The organism is Stenotrophomonas sp. JAG2, assembly GCF_041080745.1.
Classification (GTDB): domain Bacteria; phylum Pseudomonadota; class Gammaproteobacteria; order Xanthomonadales; family Xanthomonadaceae; genus Stenotrophomonas; species Stenotrophomonas maltophilia_AA.
The window spans coordinates 259,940-282,255 of record NZ_JBEUMH010000001.1; the positions used below are offsets into that span (position 1 = coordinate 259,940).

A 22,316-nucleotide genomic window follows, 5' to 3' on the forward strand; every position below is an offset into this window, starting at 1 on the left:
GGCGCTACCGTGTGCCTGGGTGGGATCGCGCGGCAATCAGCGCCGCACGATCGCCAGCACGTCGTCCAGCAACGCGGCGGCGGTGACGTCCGCGCCGGCGCCCGGCCCCTGGATCAGCAGCGGCTGGGCGTGATACCGGTCGCTGTGGATCGCCACCCGGTTGTCGGTCTGCGCACCGCTGGCCAGCGGATGGTCGCGCGGCAGTACACGCAGCCCGACCGAGGCCCCGTCGTGATCGAAACCACCGACGAAACGGAGACACCCTCCTTGTTCCTGCGCCTGCTGCCAGTAAGCCTGCAGCGGCGCGTCCAGCAACGAAAGCTGGCCCAACGCATCCGCCGCTGACTGCGCGGCGAGCGCCTCCGGTACCAGCGAGGCGACCTGTACCTGCTCGGCGCGCAGCGCGATGCCGCTGGCCCGCGCCAGGATCAGCAGTTTGCGACGCACGTCCTCGCCGGAGAGATCCACGCGCGGATCCGGCTCGGTGTACCCGGCCTCAGCGGCCTCGCGCACCCACGCCGAAAACGGGCGCTGGCCATCGTAGTGATGGAACAACCAGGCCAGCGAACCGGACAGTACGCCCTCCACGCGATGGATGCGGTCGCCACCGGCGACCAGGGCGCGCAGGCTGCTCAGCAGCGGCAGACCTGCACCCACCGTTGCACTGTCGCCGTAATGCGCAGCACCCTGCTGTCCGCTGTCGGCGATGGCCTGGGCACGGGCCAGCTGCGCGCCCTGGCCGAGCTTGTTGGCGGTCACCACGTGCACGCCACGCGCCAGCCACTGTTCGTGCCAATTGGCTACGTCGTCACTGGCGGTCGCATCGACCACCACGTCGCCGCGCTGCAGGCCTTCGGCTTCCGCCCAGGGCTGCAGCGCCACCGCGCCGCGCTTCGCCAGGTTGGCCTGTGCAAGCTCGTGTGCGGGGGTCTGTTCGCAGGCCCGCGCCGTACGCGAATTGGCCAGCCACGAGAACGACGGCAGGGTCACGCCGCGGTCCTGCAGTGACGCATAGCGCTGGACGAAGGCGGTGCCGACCGTCCCGGTGCCGAGCAGCGCCAGCTTTCGATGGGCGGCCAATGGCAGGGTCAGGACCGCGCTCATGCATCCACCTGTTTGCGCCGCTGCACGTCACGATGCTGATCGATCACCACCTGCGCGCGCTCCAGCCCGCCCTGCAGATCGGCCACCAGATCTTCCGGCGACTCGATGCCGACCGAGAGGCGCAGCAGCCCTTCGCTGATCCCGGCATGCGCACGCGCTTCCGGGGTCATCGCAGCGTGGGTCATGGTCGCCGGATGCGCGACCAGGCTCTCGACGCCGCCCAGCGACTCGGCCAGGGTGAAGCAGCGCAGGCCATCCACGAAAGCGCGCACCGCCGCATGCGGATCATCGCCCGGGCACGAGGCCAGTTCGAACGAGAGCATCGCGCCGAAACCGCTCTGCTGGCGGGCCGCGATGGCATGGCCGGGATGATCGGCCAGGCCGGGGTAGTACACGCTGGCGACCGCATCGCTGGCGGCCAGCAGCTCGACCACGGCCGCCGTGTTTTCCTGGTGCGCACGCAGGCGCGCACCGAGCGTACGCAGGCCGCGCAACGTCAGGAACGCATCGAACGGCGAACCGGTCAGGCCCAGCGCGTTGGCCCACCACACCAGCTGTTCGTGCACTGCCGGATCGCGCGCGATCACCGCCCCGCCGACCACATCGCTGTGGCCGTTGATGTACTTGGTGGTGGAGTGCAGCACCAGATCGGCACCAAAACTGATCGGCTGCTGCAGCGCCGGTGACAGGAAGGTGTTGTCGACCACCACCTTGGCACCGGCCTTGTGCGCGGCATCGATGACGAAGCGCAGGTCGGTGATGCGCAGCAGCGGGTTGGACGGGGTTTCGATCAACACCAGCGTGGGCGACTGCGCCAGCGCGTCGGCCAACGAGCGCGGGTCGGTCAGGTCGGCGGTGATCAGGCCGAAGTGACCCTTCTTGGCCAGTGCGTTGAACAGGCGCCAGCTGCCGCCGTACGCATCGTGCGGCACCACCAGCGTATCGCCGGGCTGCAGCAGCGCATTGAGCACCAGGTTGATCGCGCCCATGCCGGTGGAGGTGATCACCCCGCCCGCGCCGCCTTCCAGTTCGGCCAGCGCTTCACCGAGCAGGTCCCGGGTCGGGTTGCCGCTGCGCGTGTAGTCGTACTGACGCTTGTTGCCGAAGCCATCGAAGCTGAAGTTCGAGGACAGCACGATCGGCGGGGTCACCGCGCCGTGGGCGGTGTCACGGTCGATGCCGGCACGCACGGCGGCGGTGACGCGGCTACAGGACGGCTCGGTACCAGCGGAACGGCTCATGCGGTTTCTCCGGGGGATCGAAAAGCGGTGGCGAGGATCGCGTCGATGCGATCGGTTTCTTTCAGGAAGGCGTCGTGGCCATACGGCGAGCGCAGCACGCGCAGGCTGCCGCGCGGGCCCAGCCCTTCGACCAGGCCGACACAGTCAGCCAGCGGGACCAGGCGGTCACCCTCCACGGCAACGACGACGGTCGGCACCAGGATGGCGGCCGGGTCGATGCGATGCAGGTCGATCGATTCGGACAGGCGCAGGTAGGCATCGACCGGGGTGCGGGCGACGTACTGCGCACCGGCGGCATCCAGATAGTCTTCGGCGGCAACGCGCACGCGGCCGTTGACCACTTCCGGCGCGGCGTCGAAGCGTTCGCCGAATTCTTCCGGCGTGCGGTAGCTGAGCATGGCGAACTGGCGCGCCAGCGACAGCCCGTGGCTTTCGGCGCACTGCAGCTGGCCCAGCGCGACCGCGCGGCGCTGCAGCGCGCGCCAGGCCGCGGCATACGGATGCGGACGATGCGCGCCGCTCACCGCGATCAACTTCTGCAGACGCTGGCGGTGGCGGATCGCGAACTGCTGGCCGACCAGCGCGCCGTAGGAGTAGCCGACGAAGCACTGCAGGCGGGCGATGCCGAGATGATCCAGCAGCAGGGCCAGCGCATCGGCCTGGTCGGCGGTATCGATCGGCAGGTCGAGCGCACCGTCGGCACCGATGAAATCGAAGGCCAGGATGCGCAGCGAGGCCGGATCCAGCGCGCGGCCCGCGGCGACCAGGCCTTCGGCCCAGCCCTTTTCGGGGAATTCGGCATTGGCCGCCACGTGGCGATGCGCGGAGATGCCACCGGCCAGCACCACCACCGGCGCATCGGCGCGACCGACGCATTCGTAGCGCAGGCGCACCGGCCGCGGCCCGCCGTGACGCATCGACAGCACCGCCGCGATATCGCCGCGCACGGCGTTCAGCCCGGCGTCGACGGGGACGCTGAGCGGTGCGAAAGAGCCGGTGGCGACAGGGGCGGCGGTGGCGAAACTCATGGCGGTATCCAAGGTAGGAGTCGGCCATCGAGCTTTCGCGGAGCTCGCGTTCGAAGCGCACGCACGGTGCACGGTTCGAACCATCTTTCGGAAGACACCAACGGTCTCCGCAGGATTTGGCACCTACGCAGGTCGCTTTCGCGTCTGCGGGCTGCCCCGGCTTCAAAGGGCCTGTCCCTCTGCCGGTCTCGATGGTGGAGCCACGATGCCAGTGCTTCCGGGTCATGTCAATCCCTTCATCGGCATGAAGCGATATATATTCCAGATGATCATCAGTCACGCATACTCGGGGCACCTTCCCAATCGGCCAGAGCCTTGCGCTGCCTATGTCTGCCCACCCTGATCCTCGTCCTGGCCCCGGCGCTGAACGCCGGCGCCGCGCCGGCCAGTGACTGGCGCAACGGCTGGCGGATCGACCGCCCGGCGAAAACCAGCACTGCCCGCCCCGCCCCGGTGGCGGCAGGGCCCGGCCTCGCCGTGCTGACCCTGGAAGGCGCCGGCGAGCGCTGGCAGGCGCGGGTCGATAACCGCCTGGCCGGTCCGGTCCAGGTCTCGGTGCGGCCCCCCGCGGGCACCCCGGCGATGCCGGGACTACCCCTGCAGACGGTGATCGCCGGCGCGGCCAGCGTGGTGGTCACCCGCCTGCAGCCCCCCGCAGGTGCGACCGCGATCCGGCTGGACATGACCGCCGTCCCGGGGGATCCGGCGGCGCGCCCACGCGATGTGGCCTATCTGCTCCCCTTCGATGCCGCCCGCATCCAGGTCAGCCAGGCGCCGCAAGGGCCATACAGCCACACCGACCCGGAGAACCGCGACGCCATCGACTTCGCGCTGCCCGAAGGCACCCCCGTGCTCGCGGCGCGGGCGGGCACCGTCATGCAGGTGCAGGCCGGGTATCAGGGCAATGGACAGGACCGCGACCACGATCTGGGCCGGGCCAACCTGGTGCGGGTGCTGCATGAGGACGGCAGCATGGCGGTATACGCCCATCTGCAGCACAACGGCGTGCTGGTGCGCCCGGGCGAGCCGGTGCAGGCGGGGCAGCGCATCGGCCTGTCGGGCAATACCGGCTTCAGCGCGGCCCCGCATCTGCACTTCGCGGTGCAGGTCAATGCGGGCATGCGGCTGCGCTCGATCCCGGCCCGCATCGTCAGCCCGCAGGGCGAGCTGCGTTTCGCCCGGACCAGGGACGAGGCCGGCCCATCCGCCCTGCCCTGACCCCGGCCCCGCCCGCCCCCGCTATACTGAGCGGCTTATCTCCATGAAAAGCGCCCCGGGCGGGCGCGTCACGCCATGTCCGAAGTCGCTACCGAAGCTGCGCGCCGCCGCACCTTCGCCATCATTTCCCATCCTGACGCCGGCAAGACCACGCTGACCGAAAAGCTGCTGCTGTTCGGCGGTGCGATCCAGATGGCCGGTTCGGTCAAGGGTCGCAAGGCTGCGCGTCATGCGACCTCCGACTGGATGGCGCTGGAAAAGGAGCGCGGCATCTCGGTCACCTCCTCGGTGATGCAGTTCCCGTACGAAGGCAAGATCGTCAACCTGCTCGACACCCCCGGCCACGCCGACTTCGGCGAGGACACCTACCGCGTGCTCACCGCGGTGGACTCGGCGCTGATGGTGATCGACGTGGCCAAGGGCGTGGAAGAGCGCACCATCAAGCTGATGGAAGTGTGCCGCCTGCGCGACACCCCGATCATGACCTTCATCAACAAGCTCGATCGCGAGGGCAAGGAGCCCATCGACCTGCTGGATGAAGTGGAAAGCGTGCTCGGCATCCAGTGCGCGCCCGTCACCTGGCCGATCGGCATGGGCCAGCGCCTGAAGGGCGTGGTGCATCTGATCAGCGGTGAGGTGCACCTGTACGAGCAGGGCCGCAACTTCACCCGCCAGGATTCGACCATCTTCCCGTCGATCGATTCGCCGGGGCTGGCCGAGAAGATCGGCGAGCGCATGCTGGCCGACCTGCGCGACGAGCTGGAACTGGTACAGGGCGCCAGCCATCCGTTCGACGTGGAGGCCTACCTGGCCGGCAAGCAGACCCCGGTGTTCTTCGGCTCGGGCGTGAACAACTTCGGCGTGCAGCCGCTGCTGGACTTCTTCGTCGAACATGCGCCGTCGCCGCAGCCGCGTGCAACCACCGGCCGCGTCATCGCGCCGCAGGAAAACAAGCTGACCGGCTTCGTGTTCAAGATCCAGGCGAACATGGACCCGCAGCACCGCGACCGCGTGGCGTTCATGCGGGTGTGTTCGGGCCGCTTCGTGGCCGGCATGAAGACCTTCCATGTGCGCACCGGCAAGGAAATGAAGCTGGCCAATGCGCTGACCTTCATGGCCAGCGACCGCGAGATCGCCGCCGAAGCGTGGCCGGGCGATGTGATCGGCATCCACAACCACGGCACGATCTCCATCGGTGACACGTTCACCGAGGGCGAAGCCGTCAGCTTCACCGGCATTCCGAACTTCGCGCCGGAACTGTTCCGCCGCGCACGCCTGCGCGATCCGCTGAAGCTCAAGCAGCTGCAGAAGGGCCTGGCACAGCTGTCCGAAGAGGGCGCGACGCAGTTCTTCCGCCCGTTGATGAGCAACGACCTGATCCTGGGCGCCGTGGGTGTGCTGCAGTTCGATGTGGCCGCCTACCGCCTGAAGGACGAGTACGGCGTGGAAGCGACCTTCGAGCCGGTCAGCGTGACCACGGCACGCTGGGTGACCTGCAGCAACGAGAAGAAGCTGGAGGAGTTCCGCGAGAAGAACGCGGGCAACCTCAGCATCGATGCCGCCGGCCAGCTGGTGTACCTGGCACCGACGCGCGTCAATCTGCAGCTGGCGCAGGAGCGCGCGCCGGACGTGCGCTTCGCGGCCACGCGCGAGGCCGCGCACAGCGTGTCGGTCAGCTGATCCTTCGGCCGATCTGTCGGCTGAACGGCCGCGCGTGCATGCGCGGCCCATCTTGGCGATGATAGGGGGGAGCGGGCTCCCCCTCCCCGCACAACCGATCATCGCCATGACCTCTGTCGTTTCCGTTCGAGAAGAAATCGCCAGCGCCTTGACCCACGGGCTTGGCGCCGTCGCTGCCCTGGCGGGCAGCGCTGTGTTGATCACGTTGGCCGCCATCTATGGCGACGGCTGGCAGTTGGCCAGCGCGATCGTTTTCGGGGTGGCGCTGCTGCTGTTGTATACGGCCTCGACGCTCTATCACGCGATCCAGCATCCGGTCGCGAAGGGCCGGTTGAAGGTGTTCGATCACTGTGCGATCTATCTGTTGATCGCCGGTACGTATACGCCGTTCACGCTGATCGGGCTGCGCGGGGGTCCGTGGGGCTGGGGGATGTTCACGGCGATCTGGGCGCTGGCGTTGTTCGGGGTGGTGTTCAAGTTGTTCTATACGGGCCGTTTCAAGCTGTTGTCGACGATCATCTATATCGCGATGGGCTGGATGGTGATGGTGGCGATCAAGCCGATGTGGCATTCGCTGGATGCGTGGACGCTGGGCTGGTTGTTGGCCGGCGGGGTGTTCTATACGTTGGGGACGGTGTTCTATCACCGGGAGTCGGTGCCGTATTCGCATGCGATCTGGCATCTGTTCGTGATCGGCGGGAGTGTGTGCCACTTCGTTGCGGTGACTGCGCAGATTCTTTGAGTGCTGTTTTCCTGCCGGTAAGGGCAACGGTGACGGCACCCGCAATAGCGACAGCGACAGCAACAGCAACAGCGAGAGCAGCTGGGGCTTCAGGGATGCGCCAGGCTGGGTCGGCACGGGTGGGTTGGCGGGACACGCCGTGAATCCCGCTCCGCGGCCCGGCCCAGCCGCTGGCGGCTGGGCGTTCAGTCGCATGCGAGGCACTGCCTCGCAAGCAATGCGCCTTCACCCCTGGAGGCTCATGTCGCGCCATCCATGGCGCTCATGGTCCCGCCAACCCACCCGCACCGCCCCGCTCACGGTTGGCTGGTGGCCTGGGAAGGTCAAGATCTTTGGCTGGATCGGGTGCCGAGCCTGGCCGCGCATGGTGACCGCGCCGCGCCTCCCGAAGGCATCTGCAACGGCGACGCCGACGGTCGACACGCCACCCTGACACTACGCTTACCAATGCTTCGCGTTGCCTGCACGATGCAGGGGCAACCATGGGGATGTGAATACTGTCCCGTCCCCTGCTCCGTCCGATGCTCCTCTCCGTTCCCGCTGGCGCTGGCGTCGTCCCGGCAAGCGGGGGCAGCGATGGTTGGCCATTCTGGTGTTCCTGTTTGCGGCGCTGTTGATCCTGATCGCGCTGTGGGATTGGAACTGGTTCAAGGGCCCGGTGGAGCGGGCGGTGCAGGCCAAGACCGGGCGTGAGTTCCATATCACCGGGGATCTGGATGTGGATCTCGGTCGGGTCACGACGGTGCGCGGTGATGGGCTGACGTTTGCCAATGCGACGTGGGCCAAGCAGCCGCAGATGGCGACGGCGGATCGGGCGGAGATCGATCTGCGGGTGTGGCCGCTGCTGCGGGGGCAGGTGCGGATTCCGGAAATCCGGTTGACCCGGCCGGATCTGCTGCTGGAGACGGCGCCGGAGAAGAATCAGCCGGGCAACTGGGATTTCCTGGGGCCGAGTGATGGCGATCCGCCGGTGCTGCAGCGGTTGCTGATCGAGGATGGCCGCCTGCAGTTCCAGGATGCGGCAGGCAGGACGGATGTGCTGGTCTCGCTCAACAGCGGCAAGCCGCGCAATCGCGACAGTGGTCCGCCGCTGTTCGTGAAGGGCAAAGGGCGCTGGCAGGGCAATGCGTTCTCGCTGGATGGCAATACCGAGTCACCGCTGGAGCTGACCAATACCGGACATCCGTTCCGCATCCATCTCGATGGGCGTGCCGGGAATACGCATGCGATCGCGAGCGGGACGCTGACCAATCCGTTCCAGCTGCGGGTGTTCGATCTGGAGCTGATGCTCAGCGGGCAGGACATGGAGGATCTGTTCCCGCTGATCGGGATCGCGATTCCGTCGACGCCGCCGTACCGGCTGAAGGGACGGTTGAAGCGCGACAATGCGATCTGGCGCTACGAGAATTTCACCGGCACGGCCGGCGACAGCGATCTGGCAGGTACCGCGCAGATCGACGTGAGTGGCGAACGGCCGTTCCTGAAGGCGGATCTGGTGTCCAAGCGGTTGGACTTCGATGATCTTGCCGGCTTCATCGGCGCGCCACCGAAGACCGGCGCCGGGGAATCGGCCAATGCCGAGCAGAAAGCGAAGGCCGCCGAGCTGGCCGCGCGCACCAAGGTGCTGCCGGATACGCCGTACAACCTCTCCAAGCTGCGCGCGATGGATGCCGATGTGCGCTGGAAGGCGCAGCGGATCAATTCGCCGACCCTGCCGCTGGATGACATGGATGCCCACCTCAAGCTCGACGATGGCCTGCTGCGTCTGGAGCCGCTGAACTTCGGCGTGGCCGGTGGCGATATCCGCAGCACGATCCGGATGGATGCGCGCAAACAGGCGATCTCCACGCAGCTGCAGGCGACCATCCGCAAGGTGCAGCTGGGCAAGCTGTTCCCGGATGCGAAGCTGGCCGAGCAGGCCTCGGGCGGCATCAGTGGGGATGTCAAACTGACGGGCCAGGGCAACTCGATCGCCGCGATGCTGGGCAGTTCCGATGGCACGGTGGCGGTCGGTATCGGCCGCGGGCACGTCGGCAATCTGATCATGGAACTGGCCGGCCTGGATGTCGCCGAATCGGTGAAGTTCCTGTTCACCGGCGACAAGCAGATTCCGCTGCGCTGCGCGTGGGGCGACTTCGGCGTGGAGAACGGGGTGATGCAATCGCGGTCGCTCGCCTTCGATACCACCGATACCCTGATCCTCGGCGAGGGCAAAGTGGATCTGAAACAGGAACAGCTGGACCTGCTGCTGCGTCCGCGGCCGAAGGACATGAGCATCCTGGCACTGCGCTCGCCGCTGCGCATCGGTGGCACCTTCAAGGATCCTTCGTTCCGCCCGGACTTCAAGGCATTGGGCATCCGTGGGGCGATCGCCCTGGCGCTGGGCAGCATCGCGCCGCCGGCGGCGCTGCTGGCGACGATCGAAACCGGTCCGGGCGAGGACAGCAACTGCGGCGGTCGCTACGCCAAGTAAGCGCGTGGACGCACGGGCAGGTACCGACGTGGGGTCGGCCTGCCCGGCAGCGCGAATGCCCGCTCAGCCAGCGACGATGTACTGCTGCAGCTGGTCCAGTTTCTGCGCCTGTTCGTCGATCACCGACTTGACCAGATCGCCGATCGAGATCACGCCGAGCACGCCCGTGCCGTCGACCACCGGCAGGTGGCGGATGCGGTAATCGGTCACCAGTTGCAGGCAGTGTTCGACCTGTTCGCCAGGGGCGACGGTCACTACCTTGGGCGTCATGATCTCGCGCACTTCGGTCGTCCGCGAGGAGCGCTCGTGCAGCACGATCTTCCGCGCGTAATCGCGCTCGGAGAGGATGCCGACCAGTTGCCGGCCCTCCATCACCAGCACCGCGCCGATGCCTTTTTCGGCCATCAGCCGGACCGCGTCGATCACCGCCGATGTCGGGGCGACGGCGAATACCTCAGGGGACTTGCCTTCCAACAGCTGTCGTACCGTGGTCATCTCGCTGCTCTCCACCGATGGGATGCACGGCCGAGTCTGCCACGAACGGCGGTTGCCAGGTGTCAATCAGGTACAGCGGGCGCTGCTTGGATTCCTCATACAGCCGGCCCAGGTATTCGCCGATCAGGCCCAGCGCGATCAGCTGGATGCCGCCCAGGAACAGGATCACCGCCATCATCGTCGGCCAGCCGGCGACGCGGTCGCCGTACAGGGCCGCCTTGGACACGACCACCAACGCGAAGACGAACGCGAACGTCGCCGCGGCCAGGCCCAGGTAAGTGGTCACGCGCAGCGGCGCGGTCGAGAATCCGGTGATGCCTTCCAGCGCGAAGTTCCACAACCGCCAGAAACCGAACTTGCTCTCGCCGACCAGCCGCGCATGGCGATGGTAGGGCAAGGCCTTGCGGCGGAAGCCGACCCAGCCGAACAGCCCTTTCATGAACCGGTGGCGCTCACGCAACTGGCCCAGGGCCTGCAGCGCGCGCGGCGACAGCAGCCGGAAATCGCCGGTATCGGCCGGGATCGGGGTCTTGGACAGGCGCCCGATCACCCGGTAGAACGCCTTGGCGGTCGACCGCTTGAGCCAGCTCTCGCCATCGCGCACCAGGCGCGTGCCATACACGTTGTCGTAGCCCTGCTGCCACAACGCGACGAATTCGGGAATCAGCTCGGGCGGATCCTGGCCGTCGGCATCGAGGATCATCACTGCGCCCTCGTCGACCAGATCCAGCCCGGCCGTGAGCGCGGCCTCCTTGCCGAAGTTGCGCGACAGCCGCAGTACGCCGACGCAGGCATCGGCGTCGGCCAAACCCTGCATCACCGCCCAGGTGGTATCGGTGCTGCCGTCATCCACGTACAGCACGCGGCCGTCGATGCCCTCCAGCCCATCGAGCACCGCGCGCAGGCGCGGGTGCAGCATCGGCAGGGCCAGTGCTTCGTTGTGGGCGGCGACGACGACGGTCAGGCGTGGGCTGTTCATGCGGCGATTGTAGCGTCAGGCAATCACGTAGATGAATGCTCAGTCCCGGTCGAGATAGGCATCCCCGCCGAGCTGCCGCGCCTGCCGCTGGATCCATGCCGCGCGACGCTGCACGTACGGCCCGGGCTTGGCCGCGCTGTAACGCCGGGGCGATGGCAGCACCGCCGCCAGCCGCGCGCTTTCGGCCGGGCTCAGCCGGGACGCGTCCTTGTTCCAGTACCGCCGTGACGCGGCCTGCGCGCCATAGATGCCATCGCCGAACTCGGCGATGTTGGCGTACATCTCCAGGATCCGCGACTTGGGCCACAGCGCTTCGATCAACACCGTGTACCAGACCTCCAGTCCCTTGCGGATCCAGCTGCGGCCCTGCCACAGGAACAGGTTCTTGGCGACCTGCTGGCTGATCGTGCTGGCGCCGCGCAGGCGACCGCCGCGCGCATTGTGGTCGCGCGCCTTCTCGATCGCCTGCAGGTCGAAGCCGTTGTGGTCCGGGAACCGCTGGTCCTCGGCGGCCACCAGCGAGATGGGCAGGCTGGGCGCCATCTGCTCCAGGTCGCGCCACTGGTAGTGCAGGCGGTAGCTCCAGTCGCCCTGCCCCAGCGCCTCGCCGTAGCGCCACAGCATCACGCTGGATACGGGCGGATCGATGACGCGCAGGACCAGTACCTGCAGCACGCTGAACCCCACGAACAGGACCGGCAGCCACAGCAGGCGCTTCCAGTGCCAACGGCGTGGACGTGAGGGTTCCAGGTCCGGTTCGACCTTGAGGTTGCTGCGCTCTGCCCCCATTACTGGTGCATCCTTTACTTGCACGGTGGTCGGCGCATTATCCGGCAACCGGCACTCCTTTCGCGCAGCCACCGAACCGATGACCGCCCAATCCGACTCCCTTGTCCGTTTCCTGCTTCCCGATGCCGGCGTCCGCGGCGTGCATGTGCACCTCGATGACACCTGGCGGGAAATCCTCTCCCATGCGGTCTATCCGCCGGGCGCCGCTGAACTGCTCGGCGAGGCGAGCGTCGCGTCCGCGCTGTTCACCGGGCACACCAAGGTCGATGGCCGCCTGTCGATCCAGCTGCGCAGCAACACCGCCATGCGCACCCTGTTCGCCGAATGCACCGCGGCCGGCACCCTGCGCGGCATCGTCCAGCTGGCCGACGGTGGCGGCGACGCGCCGCGCGACCTGACCGCGCTGGGCGAGGATGCGCTGCTGGCGATCACCATCGAAAACCCCGGCCTGGACCCGCGCGAACCGCAGCGGTACCAGAGCCTGGTCGGCCTGACCGCAGCCGGCCTGGACGAAGCCTTCGAAGATTATTTCCGCCAGTCCGAACAGCTGCCGACCCGCTTGCTGCTGGCCGCCGATGGCACCCGCGCCGCGGGCCTGCTGCTGCAGAAGCTGCCCGGCGACGAAGGCGACCAGGATGGCTGGTCGCGCGCCAGCGCCCTGTTCGAGACCCTGGGCAAGCAGGAACTGCTGGACGTGCCGGGCCACGATCTGCTGCACCGCCTGTTCCATGAAGAGACGCCGGAACTGCTGGGCGACAAGGCCCTGCGCTTTGCCTGCTCGTGTTCGCGCGAGCGGGTGGAAGGCATGCTGCAGTCCATCGGCGAGGAAGAGGCCCGTGCCGCTGCCGAGCCCAGCGGCGCGGTCGAGGTGCGGTGCGAATTCTGCGGGCAGGAGTATCACTTTCCGTTGACGGAATTCGACATACTGTTCCGCGGAATGGATGTTTCCTCGCCGGCACCTGAACGGCTTCAGTAATCTCGACGCGAGTTTTGTTCTGGGGAGAACGAAGACTTGTTAAGAAATCATAAACGCCCTAGGATCAATGTCCCGCTTCGGCGGGAACTTGTGTTCACTGCGCTTGTCTGAGAGTTCCCATGCATCCCCTTCTGCGTCTACCGCTGGCCCTGATGATCGCCCTAGGCGCGATCCCGGGCGCGCATGCGCAGGCCAAGGGCAAGCAGGACGGCACCGTGTTGCCGGTCTGGAACAAGGGCAGCGGCAAGGTCGAGGCCCTGCTGTACCTGGAACCGACCGGCGAGCAGGCCGTCGGGGCCCGCTGGCATTTCGGGCGCAGCTCGCTGGATGCGGCCTTCGGGCTGTCGTCGGGTGACTCGCTGGGCCTGCTCTGCAACAGCAGCCGCGGCACCAGCATCAGCGGATTGGCCAGCCATTGCATGCTGGCCACGCTCGGCGATGAAGACGACAACACGCTCAGCCGCCGGGTCAGCGGCACCGCCGCGTTCAACCGCCCCGGCGGTCGCGTCGGCCTCACCGCCGGCAGCGGCCGTGACACCCTGCCGGCCTGGCTGGCCGGTCCGAACAAATCGCCGTCGCTGCGCGCCGAACAGAACGATCTGACCGTGTTCGGTCAGAAGAACATCGGTCGCGAGGGCTTCGTCTCGATCGGTGGCACCTATGCCAAGGCCCGCCTGGTCCCGATCGCGGACGCCTCCCCGGCGATCGTCGACCGCTGGGACAGCAAGAGCCTCACCATCGGCGCCGGCTATGGCAACTTCAGCGGCAACATCATCGGGCGCGTGGTCGATGTCCCCGGCCAGCCCGGCAAGTGGGAAGGCCTGGGCGTCGGCCTGACCTGGCGCACGCCCTGGAGCGGCCAGCTCACTGTCGGCGCCGAGAACGTGGTCACCCGTGGCAAGAATCCGTTCGCCCCGCGCAACGAGAGCACCGACGAAGGCACCGTGCCCTACGTCCGCTACGAGCAGGACCTGTAAGCCAGGCGTCCCTGCCCCGCTTCGCGATGCCCGACCGCGCAGAAGGCGGGCCCGTTTCCCTGATCCACGCCGCTCGCCCGTAGCGGCGTTTCTGTGTGCGCCCGCCGCCGCCGATGGCATGCACCCGCGTCCGCCCGCCTAGCATAAGGCGTGCCTGAACACTCACCGGCGGGACAATCGCGACGCGCTACAGGCCGCGCATCTGACCCACCGTGTCTGATCCGTGACCCGTATTCAGGTAAAAAAGTTACAAAACGACATAAAAAATGTGCCAAAAGTCATCACTTCTTGGACCGGACCAACCGGCCCTCTCCGCAGGTATCGGCCCGGACGCCTTGTGGCAGAAGGACTTTGCCGAATTTCACCTGAATCACATGAAGTATTAACGGGTCTTTAATTTCTCCGTAGACGTGGTTACTATCGAGTCAGCTTCGCGACTTGGAGACGCCTTTCGTCTCCGCGCTGAAGCCCATCCCAGAACCCGTAGCACCCAAGTCCATTTGGAGAGAGAGAGCCAATGAATTGCAGGACAAACAAGCTGCGCGACGCCATTGCGTTTGCGCTGGTGGTGACCGCTGGTAGCACCGGTGCAGCCTATGCACAGGAAACCCAGACCCTCGACAAGATCGAAGTCACCGGTTCGCGCATCAAGCGCGCCGACGTGGAATCGTCGCAGCCGGTCTTCACGATGAGCCGCGAGCAGATCCAGGCCCAGGGCCAGACCTCCATCGGCGACATCATCCAGAACATCGCCACCAGCGGTTCGACCCTCAACAGCACCTACAACAACGGCGGCAACGGCGAAACCCGCGTGAACCTGCGCAACCTGGGTTCCAGCCGTACCCTGGTGCTGGTCAACGGTCGTCGTTGGGTCGGTGGTACCGGCCTGGGTGGCGCGGTCGATCTGAACACCATCCCGTCCGCAGCCGTCGAGCGCATTGAAGTCCTGAAGGACGGCGCCTCGACCATCTACGGTTCGGACGCCATCGCCGGCGTGGTCAACATCATCCTGCGCAAGAACTTCGACGGTGCAGAAGCCAACGCCTACTACGGTCAGTACGACAAGGGCGACGGTTCCCGCGAGTCCTACGACTTCACCATCGGTTCGGCCGGTGAGAAGTGGCACGCCACCCTGGGCGTGGGCTACGTGAAGGAAGAACCGGTGTGGGCGGGCGACCGTGCCATCTCGGCGGTGCCGGTCTTCGGCTCCGTGCCGTACACCGGCAACAGCTCCACCACGCCGGAAGGCCGCTTCGGCTACTTCCAGCAGGTCGGCACCAATCCGGACGGTTCCCCGCGCTTCGGCGCCGCCCGTCCGAACGGCAGCGAAGGCTACTTCATCACCGGCAACGGTGGCAGCACCTGGCGCAACTACGGCCAGGCCGACAGCTTCAACCACGCCCCGGGTAACCTGCTGGTCACCCCGCAGGAGCGCACCTCGATCTTCGCCGACGCCGGTCTGAGCATCACCGACAACGTCCGCTTCAAGACCACGGTGACCTACAACGAGCGCGAATCCGAGCAGATCCTGGCTGCCATGCCGATCGTGCTGGGCCGCGCCGCACCGGGCACCAACGGCTCCAACATCGTCATCAGCGCCGACAACATCTACAACAACACCGGCCGTGATATCGACTACATCCAGTACCGTGCGAACGAGACTGGCGGTCGTATCTACAAGCAGAACGTGAAGACCTACGCGTTCAACGGTGCCTTCGAAGGCGACTTCGAAGTGAACAGCCGCTTCTGGAACTGGGAAGCCGGCATGTTCTACGGCAAGAACGACCAGACCGACGTCACCACCGGCTTCTTCAACATCTCTGCGCTGCGCAACGCCCTGGGCCCGTCGTTCGTCGACGCCACCGGCGCTGCACGTTGCGGTACCGCAGGCAGCGTGATCGACGGCTGCGTGCCGATGAACATGCTGAGCGGCGCCGGCTCGCTGACCCAGGACATGATCGACTATGCCGGTTTCACCGCGCATGACGTCTACGGTTACGAGCAGAAGACCTACTACGGCAGCATCGGCGGTGAGCTGTTCGACCTGCCGGGCGGCGCGTTCGCCTTCTCGCTGGGTGCCGAACACCGTGAAGAATCCGGCTTTGACGGCCCGGACGCACTGATCAACTCCGGCGACACCACCGGCAACGCCCGTACCGCGACCGACGGCAGCTACAAGCTGGATGAAGCGTACCTGGAACTGGCGATCCCGCTGCTGTCCGGCGTGACCGGCGCGCAGCTGCTGGACTTCAGCGTGGCGACCCGCTTCTCTGACTACAGCAACTTCGGCAACACCGTGAACAGCAAGTTCGGTTTCCGCTGGAAGCCGATCAACGACCTGATGATCCGTGGTAACTGGTCCGAAGGCTTCCGCGCCCCGACCATCGCCGAGCTGTACCAGGGCGTGAGCGACACCTTCGAAGACGTGGCCGATCCCTGCGCCGGCGTCCAGACCGGCAACGCGAACACCCCGCCCGCCAGCTGCGCCGGCGTGCCGGCTTACAACCAGTCCAACTCGCAGATTCGTACCACCACCGGTGGCAACCCGGATCTCGGCCCGGAAACCTCCACCTCCAAGACCCTGGGCTTCGTCTACAGCCCGAGCTTCGCACCGGGCCTGGACGTGTCGGTCGACTGGTGGAACATCAAGATCGAAGGTGCCATCTACGCGCAGACCGCCCAGCAGACGCTGGACGCCTGCTACGACCAGGGCGTGACTTCGCAGTGCGACCTGATCGAACGTGACAGCACCGGCCAGATCTCCAACCTGCTGGCCGTGCCGAGCAACGTGGGCACGATGGAAGTGGAAGGCTGGGACGTGACCCTGGGCTACCGTATGCCGGATACCGCGTACGGCAGCTTCAGCTTCGTGCTGGATACCGCCTACACCTCCAAGTACACGATCGAAGATCCGGTGACCGAAGGCTACAACCGCGTCGGCAACTACCTGAGCCGCGACAACTACTGGCGTGTGCGTTCCAACCTGCTGGTTGCCTGGCAGCTGGGTGATTTCGGTGCCACCGCATCGGCCCGTTACTACTCGAGCCAGAATGAAGACTGCACCGGCACCTCCTTCGGTGGCGCCAACTTCAACCTGCTGTGCTCGGATCGTGACCACGTCGGTATCGGTGGCCAGGATGATCCGCAGCGCAAGATCGCCAGCGTCACCTACACCGACCTGAGCGCCTACTGGCAGTCGCCGTGGAACGCCCGTGTCACCGTCGGTGTCAACAACGCCTTCGACCGCGATCCGCCGCTGGCGTACACCACCTTCGCCAACTCGTTCGACCCGCAGTACGAAATCCCGGGCCGCTTCTTCTACATGCGCTACAACCAGAAGTTCTGATCGTAGCCACGTAGCAGCCTGAGACAGAACCACGGCCCTTCGGGGCCGTGGTTTTTTATTGCCTGCCGTTACGACACCCATGAAAAAGGCCGCGTTTCCGCGGCCTTCTGCATGTCCATGGCGAACCGATCAACCGAGCGGAATCAGTGTCTCGATCACGTGCTCCACGTAGGCTTCGAAATCCTCGCGGGCCTGCTTGGGCTGCTGCAGCTGCAGCGACAACTGCAGGAAACCCACATAGGCCGCGTAGGCCAACCGCGCACGGTGCTGCGCATCGGTGCGGCTCAGGCCGGCCTGCCGGAACGAGGCGACCAGATACTCCAGGCGCCGGTGCGAAACACGGTCGATGACCGGGCGCACCATCGGGTGATCGAGCGCCTTGAGCAGCTCGCTGTAGATGATGTGCGGCTGCACTTCATGCGCGACCACCTGGAACAGCTGGCGCAGGCGCACGCGCGGATCGGTGACATCGGCCAGGCTGCCGAATACCTGCTCCTGCTCGAACAGTTCCCAACGTTCCAGCGCCGCCTGCAGCAACGCGTCGCGCGAGGGGAAGTGCCAGTAGAAGCTGCCCTTGGTGACACCAAGACGTCGCGCCAGCGGCTCCACCGCGACCGCGCCCACGCCTTGTTCGGCAATCAGATCCAGTGCGGCCTGGGCCCAGTCTTCGGCACTGAGGCGGCTGTTGCGGCCGGCACGTGGCTCGCCGGCGGAAGCTTCGGGTTCATTCATAGGTGGATTTAACCATACGCCGGGGTTGGTTGCAGTATGTGAATCGGCGAACGTCCGCTTCACGCCTGCTGGCACAAGGGATGAGGACACCATACTCCGAAGTATTGACATCGCACAGGGCAGGTCCATACTAACGAGTATGGTCACTCCTTCTTCTACCCTGCCCCGCTTTGACGATGAGCGACTGACCGGCGCGCATGACGCCGTGCTCGCCGCCACCCGTTCGAGCCCGGGGCGCCGCGGCACCGTCCTGTTCGCCCACGGCTTCGGCCAGACCCGGCATGCCTGGAACGCCACCGCGAACGCGCTGGTCGAGGCCGGCTACCAGACCCTGGCCTACGACGCGCGCGGCCACGGCGATTCCAACTGGAACCCGGCCGACCTTGCCTACCACGGCGAACAGTTCGCCGATGACCTGATCGTGCTGGCTGGCGAACAACCGCAGCCGCCGATCCTGATCGCCGCGTCGATGGGCGGCCTGTTCGGCCTGCTCGCCGAGTCGCGCTGGCCGGGCCTGTTCTCGGCGATGGTGCTGGTGGACATCACCCCACGCTGGGATACCGCCGGTGTCGAAAAGATCCTGATGTTCATGACCGCGCACCCGGACGGCTTCGCGTCGCTGTCCCAGGCCGCCGACGTGATCTCCTCCTACATGCCGCACCGCCCGCGCAAGTCCGACGACGCCCTGCGTGCGCTGCTGCGCGAGGACGGTCACGGTCGCTGGCGCTGGCACTGGGATCCGCGCCTGGTCGCCGAGCTGGCGCGTGACAGCGAACAACACCAGGACGCGCTTGCCGAGGCGGCGCGCCAGGTGAAATGCCCCCTGCTGCTGGTCAGCGGTGGCCGCAGCACCCTGGTCACCCCGCAGACGGTGGCCGAGTTCCTCGCGTTGGTGCCACATGCACGCCACGTGCAGCTGCCGGAGGCCACCCACATGGTCGCCGGTGACGACAACAACGCCTTTACCGCTACTGTGTTGGACTATCTGGACGTGTTGCCCTCGGCCTCCGCCGTCGCATCGTCCGTCACTACCGAGCACGTCACCGGAGCACGCTCATGAGCATTGTCGTTCCCTTCCTCGCGATCCTGCTGGCAGGTGCGTTCGTCGCCTACCACCGGATGCGCCTGATCACCTGGACGATCATCAGCCTGGTGCTGCTGGCCGCCTGCTGGTTCATCCCGTACGTCAACCAGACCGCCACGATCGTGGCCGCGGCCATCGTCGCCGTCATCGCCGTGCCGCTGCTGCTGCCCTTCATCCGCAAGCCGCTGCTGACCGCGCCGATGATGAAGGTGTTCCGCAAGGTGCTGCCGCCGCTGTCGCAGACCGAACGCATCGCACTGGAAACCGGCTCGGTCGGTTTCGAAGGCGAGCTGTTCACCGGTGATCCGGACTGGAACATCCTGCTCAACTACCCCAAGCCGCAGCTCACCGCCGAGGAACAGGCCTTCCTGGATGGCCCGGTCGAAGAGCTGTGCAGGATGGTCAACGACTGGGAAATCACCCACGTCTACGCCGACCTGCCGCCGGAGCTGTGGAGCTTCATCAAGAAGAACAAGTTCTTCGGCATGATCATCCCGAAGGAATACGGCGGCCTGGGCTTCAGCGCGCTGGCCCACCACAAGGTGATCCAGAAGCTGGCCTCGGTGTCGAGCGTGGTCAGCTCCACCGTCGGCGTGCCGAACTCGCTGGGCCCGGGTGAACTGCTCAACCATTACGGCACCCAGGAACAGAAGGACCAGTACCTGCCGCGCCTGGCCGATGGCCGTGAAGTGCCCTGCTTCGGCCTGACCGGTCCGTTCGCCGGCTCGGATGCGACCTCGATTCCCGATTACGGCATCGTCTGCAAGGGCGAGTGGAACGGCGAGCAGGTGCTCGGCGTCAAGCTCACCTTCGACAAGCGCTACATCACCCTGGCCCCGGTGGCCACGCTGATCGGCCTGGCCTTCCGCATGTACGACCCGGATGGCCTGATCGGCAGCACCCGCGACATCGGCATCACCCTGGCCCTGCTGCCGCGTGACACCGCCGGCGTGGAAATCGGCCGTCGCCACTTCCCGCTCAACTCGACCTTCCAGAACGGCCCGATCCGCGGCAAGGATGTCTTCATCCCGCTGACCCAGTTGATCGGCGGCGCCGAGAAGGCCGGCAAGGGCTGGAACATGCTCAACGAGTGCCTGGCCGTCGGCCGCTCGATCACCCTGCCCTCCACCGCCAGTGGCGGTGCCAAGGCCGGTGCGGTGGTGACCGGTGCCTATGCGCGCATCCGCAAGCAGTTCGGCCTGTCGGTCGGCCGCTTCGAGGGCGTGGAAGAAGCGCTGGCCCGCATCGGTGGCAAGGCCTACGCGATCAGCGCGCTGTGCCAGGCCACGGCGGCTGCGGTGGACCGCGGCGACGTGCCGTCGGTGCCGTCGGCGATCGCCAAGTACCACTGCACCACCATGAGCCGTGAAGTGATCTCGGACGTGATGGATGTGATCGGCGGCAAGGGCATCATCCTGGGGCCGCGCAACTTCGCCGGCCGCAGCTGGCAGGCCGCGCCGATCGCGATTACCGTCGAAGGCGCCAACATCATGACCCGCAGCCTGCTGATCTTCGGCCAGGGTGCGATCCTCTGCCACCCGTGGGTGCTGAAGGAGATGAAGGCCGCGCAGGACCCGGACACCCGCGCCGGCCTGCAGGAATTCGACCGCAGCCTGTTCGGGCATATCCGCTACGGCATTTCCAACGCCGTGCGTTCGTTCTGGTTCGGCCTGACCGGCGCGCGTTTCGGTGCCGCCCCGGGCGATGCCTACACCCGCCGCTACTTCCGCAAGCTGGACCGTTACTCGGCCAACCTGGCGCTGATGGCCGACATCTCGATGATGACGCTGGGCGGCAAGCTGAAGTTCAAGGAATCGCTGTCCGGCCGCCTGGGCGATGTGCTGAGCCACATCTACATGACCAGCGCGATGCTCAAGCGCTACCACGACGAAGGCGCACCGACCGCCGACCAGCCGCTGCTGGCCTGGGCCTTCCATGACAGCGTGCACAAGATCGAATTGTCGCTGTCGGCCGCGTTGCGCAACTTCCCGGTGCGTCCGATCGGCTGGCTGATGTGGGCACTGATCTTCCCGTTCGGCCGCCGTGCCGAAGCCCCGGGTGACCGCCTGGGCCACCGCGTCGCCGCGCTGCTGATGGCGCCCAACGAGGCCCGTGACCGTCTGGCCAGTGGCGTGTTCCTGACCCCGTGCGAGAACAACCCGGGTGGCCGCATCAACAGCTACCTGTCCAAGGCGATCATGGCCGAGCCGGTGGAGCGCAAGTTCATCAAGGCGCTCAAGACCAAGGGTATCGAGGCACTGGACTTCGTGACCCAGCTGGACGAAGCCGTGGCCGAGGGCGTGATCACCCAGGACGAGCGCACCCTGCTTGAAGAGCTGCGTACGCTCACCCTGGAAACGATCACCGTGGACGACTTCGATCCGGAAGAGCTGCGCTCGGCGGGCTACTACAAGCGCGCCCAGCAGGACGCGCAGTCCGAAGCCGCCTGATCCCGATCCTGGCAATCATGTGAACGAAAACGGCGGACTTCGGTCCGCCGTTTTTACAGGGAGATCCTGGATGTCCGCTCCACTGTTGAATCTTTACCGGCGCATGCAGCGCTGGCCCGCCGGCCCCTGGCTGTTCTCGCGTGCGGTGTGTTTCAAGGCACCCTACTTCGCCAGCATCGCCCCGCGCATCACCGTGCTTGAACCGGGCCGCTGCGAAGGGCGCATCGCGCACCGGCGCAGGGTCACCAACCACATCGGCACCGTGCACGCGATCGCGCTGTGCAACCTCGCCGAACTCACTGCAGGGCTGATGGTGGATGCGTCACTGCCCAAGGGCATGCGCTGGATTCCGAAGGGCATGGAGGTGCAGTACCTGGCCAAGGCGACGGGTACCCAGCATGCCGTGGCGATACCGGAGCAGCCGATCGTCGCCGCCGAGGCCGGCTACGCGCTGCCAGTGAAGGTGCAGGTACGCGATGACGCCGGCACGGCGGTGTTCGAGGCGCGGATCGCGATGTGGGTGTCGCCGGTCAAACGTTGATCGTTGGCGCGCAGCCACCCATGGGGTGGCTCTACATCCGATTCGTGTATCGCAGGGTAGAGCCACGCCAAGCGTGGCTGCCGCCTGTCAGGCCGGCACCATCCACCATGCCGCCACCGCCAGGATCGCCGGCACCGCCTGGATGAAGAAGATCCGCTTGTTGACGCTGTACGCGCCATAGCAGCCGGCCACGATCACGCAGCCGAGCATGAAGTTGACCAGCATCGGCAGGTGATCGAACAGGCCCCAGAACAGGCCGGCGGCGAGGAAGCCGTTGTACAGGCCCTGGTTGGCCGCCAGCACCCGCGTAGTCTCCGCCTTCTCCGGCGTATTGCGGAAGGTCTTCAGTCCCAGCGGCTTGGTCCACAGGAACATTTCCAGGACCAGGAAGTACACGTGCAGCAGGGCGACCAGCAGGGTCAACGACAGCGCGATCCAATACATGGGCAGGCTTCCAGAAC

At 66.4% G+C, this 22,316-nt stretch carries 18 protein-coding genes and 1 riboswitch; of the genes, 10 read left to right on the top strand and 8 right to left on the bottom strand.

Features of this window, described 5'->3' with window-relative positions:
* Window positions 1-36 precede the first annotated feature (36 nt).
* From AB9O74_RS01125 to AB9O74_RS01135, 3 genes are read right to left on the bottom strand one after another with little or no spacing between them, the layout of a single operon-like run.
* On the bottom strand, window positions 37-1,104 hold the full coding sequence (locus AB9O74_RS01125; RefSeq protein ID WP_369348122.1) for a homoserine dehydrogenase: 1,068 nt from the start codon (window positions 1,102-1,104) through the stop codon (window positions 37-39).
* The gene (locus AB9O74_RS01130; RefSeq protein WP_346489828.1) at window positions 1,101-2,345 is read right to left on the bottom strand and encodes an O-succinylhomoserine (thiol)-lyase; all 1,245 of its coding nucleotides are present in this window, start codon (window positions 2,343-2,345) and stop codon (window positions 1,101-1,103) included. The genes AB9O74_RS01125 and AB9O74_RS01130 overlap by 4 nt, the downstream gene beginning before the upstream one ends.
* Window positions 2,342-3,373: a homoserine O-succinyltransferase gene (locus tag AB9O74_RS01135; RefSeq protein ID WP_369348123.1), complete on the bottom strand. Its 1,032-nt coding sequence runs from the start codon at window positions 3,371-3,373 to the stop codon at window positions 2,342-2,344. The genes AB9O74_RS01130 and AB9O74_RS01135 overlap by 4 nt, the downstream gene beginning before the upstream one ends.
* A gap of 77 nt (window positions 3,374-3,450) precedes the next feature.
* Window positions 3,451-3,571: riboswitch (SAM riboswitch) on the bottom strand.
* Window positions 3,572-3,703: 132 nt separating this feature from the next.
* Between AB9O74_RS01135 and AB9O74_RS01140 the strand changes: the two genes are divergently transcribed.
* From AB9O74_RS01140 to AB9O74_RS01155, 4 genes are all read left to right on the top strand, one after another.
* Window positions 3,704-4,591 carry a M23 family metallopeptidase gene (locus tag AB9O74_RS01140; protein WP_369348244.1) on the top strand — a complete coding sequence of 296 codons (888 nt, stop codon included), beginning with the start codon at window positions 3,704-3,706 and terminating at the stop codon, window positions 4,589-4,591.
* A gap of 75 nt (window positions 4,592-4,666) precedes the next feature.
* Window positions 4,667-6,271, top strand: a complete 1,605-nt coding sequence (locus AB9O74_RS01145; RefSeq protein ID WP_123730457.1) for a peptide chain release factor 3 — start codon at window positions 4,667-4,669, stop codon at window positions 6,269-6,271.
* A 100-nt stretch (window positions 6,272-6,371) separates the two neighbouring features.
* Window positions 6,372-7,013, top strand: a complete 642-nt coding sequence (locus tag AB9O74_RS01150; RefSeq protein WP_172407499.1) for a hemolysin III family protein — start codon at window positions 6,372-6,374, stop codon at window positions 7,011-7,013.
* 490 nt (window positions 7,014-7,503) lie between these two features.
* Window positions 7,504-9,486, top strand: a complete 1,983-nt coding sequence (locus AB9O74_RS01155) for an AsmA family protein (RefSeq protein ID WP_369348124.1) — start codon at window positions 7,504-7,506, stop codon at window positions 9,484-9,486.
* A gap of 63 nt (window positions 9,487-9,549) precedes the next feature.
* On the opposite strand, the gene AB9O74_RS01160 is transcribed toward AB9O74_RS01155, so the two are convergent.
* Genes AB9O74_RS01160 through mtgA form a run of 3 tightly spaced genes read right to left on the bottom strand, consistent with a single transcriptional unit; the run spans window position 9,550 to window position 11,749 of the window.
* Window positions 9,550-9,981, bottom strand: a complete 432-nt coding sequence (locus tag AB9O74_RS01160; protein ID WP_176990598.1) for a CBS domain-containing protein — start codon at window positions 9,979-9,981, stop codon at window positions 9,550-9,552.
* Window positions 9,941-10,960: a glycosyltransferase family 2 protein gene (locus AB9O74_RS01165; RefSeq protein ID WP_369348125.1), complete on the bottom strand. Its 1,020-nt coding sequence runs from the start codon at window positions 10,958-10,960 to the stop codon at window positions 9,941-9,943. Before AB9O74_RS01165 ends, AB9O74_RS01160 begins: the two co-directional genes overlap by 41 nt.
* Before the next feature lie 39 nt (window positions 10,961-10,999).
* Window positions 11,000-11,749 carry a monofunctional biosynthetic peptidoglycan transglycosylase gene (mtgA, locus tag AB9O74_RS01170; protein WP_369348126.1) on the bottom strand — a complete coding sequence of 250 codons (750 nt, stop codon included), beginning with the start codon at window positions 11,747-11,749 and terminating at the stop codon, window positions 11,000-11,002.
* Window positions 11,750-11,828: 79 nt separating this feature from the next.
* Between mtgA and AB9O74_RS01175 the strand changes: the two genes are divergently transcribed.
* From AB9O74_RS01175 to AB9O74_RS01185, 3 genes are all read left to right on the top strand, one after another.
* Complete coding sequence (locus tag AB9O74_RS01175) at window positions 11,829-12,725, top strand: Hsp33 family molecular chaperone HslO (protein ID WP_176990601.1); 897 nt, start codon at window positions 11,829-11,831, stop codon at window positions 12,723-12,725.
* Between the two features lie 152 nt (window positions 12,726-12,877).
* The gene (locus tag AB9O74_RS01180) at window positions 12,878-13,702 is read left to right on the top strand and encodes a hypothetical protein (RefSeq protein ID WP_176990627.1); all 825 of its coding nucleotides are present in this window, start codon (window positions 12,878-12,880) and stop codon (window positions 13,700-13,702) included.
* Window positions 13,703-14,219: 517 nt separating this feature from the next.
* Entirely contained in the window at window positions 14,220-17,048 is a 2,829-nt protein-coding gene (locus AB9O74_RS01185) for a TonB-dependent receptor (protein ID WP_369348127.1), read from the top strand.
* Between the two features lie 129 nt (window positions 17,049-17,177).
* Here the strand turns inward: AB9O74_RS01185 and AB9O74_RS01190 are convergent, their stop codons facing one another.
* Complete coding sequence (locus AB9O74_RS01190) at window positions 17,178-17,780, bottom strand: TetR/AcrR family transcriptional regulator (RefSeq protein ID WP_019185113.1); 603 nt, start codon at window positions 17,778-17,780, stop codon at window positions 17,178-17,180.
* A gap of 139 nt (window positions 17,781-17,919) precedes the next feature.
* Between AB9O74_RS01190 and AB9O74_RS01195 the strand changes: the two genes are divergently transcribed.
* The 3 genes from AB9O74_RS01195 (at window position 17,920) to AB9O74_RS01205 (ending at window position 21,855) form a co-directional block, all read left to right on the top strand.
* Entirely contained in the window at window positions 17,920-18,840 is a 921-nt protein-coding gene (locus AB9O74_RS01195) for an alpha/beta fold hydrolase (RefSeq protein WP_369348128.1), read from the top strand.
* The gene (locus AB9O74_RS01200) at window positions 18,837-21,314 is read left to right on the top strand and encodes an acyl-CoA dehydrogenase (RefSeq protein ID WP_179460314.1); all 2,478 of its coding nucleotides are present in this window, start codon (window positions 18,837-18,839) and stop codon (window positions 21,312-21,314) included. The genes AB9O74_RS01195 and AB9O74_RS01200 overlap by 4 nt, the downstream gene beginning before the upstream one ends.
* Window positions 21,315-21,384: 70 nt before the next feature.
* Window positions 21,385-21,855: a hotdog fold domain-containing protein gene (locus AB9O74_RS01205; protein WP_369348129.1), complete on the top strand. Its 471-nt coding sequence runs from the start codon at window positions 21,385-21,387 to the stop codon at window positions 21,853-21,855.
* Between the two features lie 87 nt (window positions 21,856-21,942).
* Here AB9O74_RS01205 and AB9O74_RS01210 read toward each other — a convergent pair whose 3' ends face one another.
* Window positions 21,943-22,299, bottom strand: a complete 357-nt coding sequence (locus tag AB9O74_RS01210; protein WP_176990606.1) for a DUF1304 domain-containing protein — start codon at window positions 22,297-22,299, stop codon at window positions 21,943-21,945.
* Window positions 22,300-22,316 lie beyond the last annotated feature (17 nt).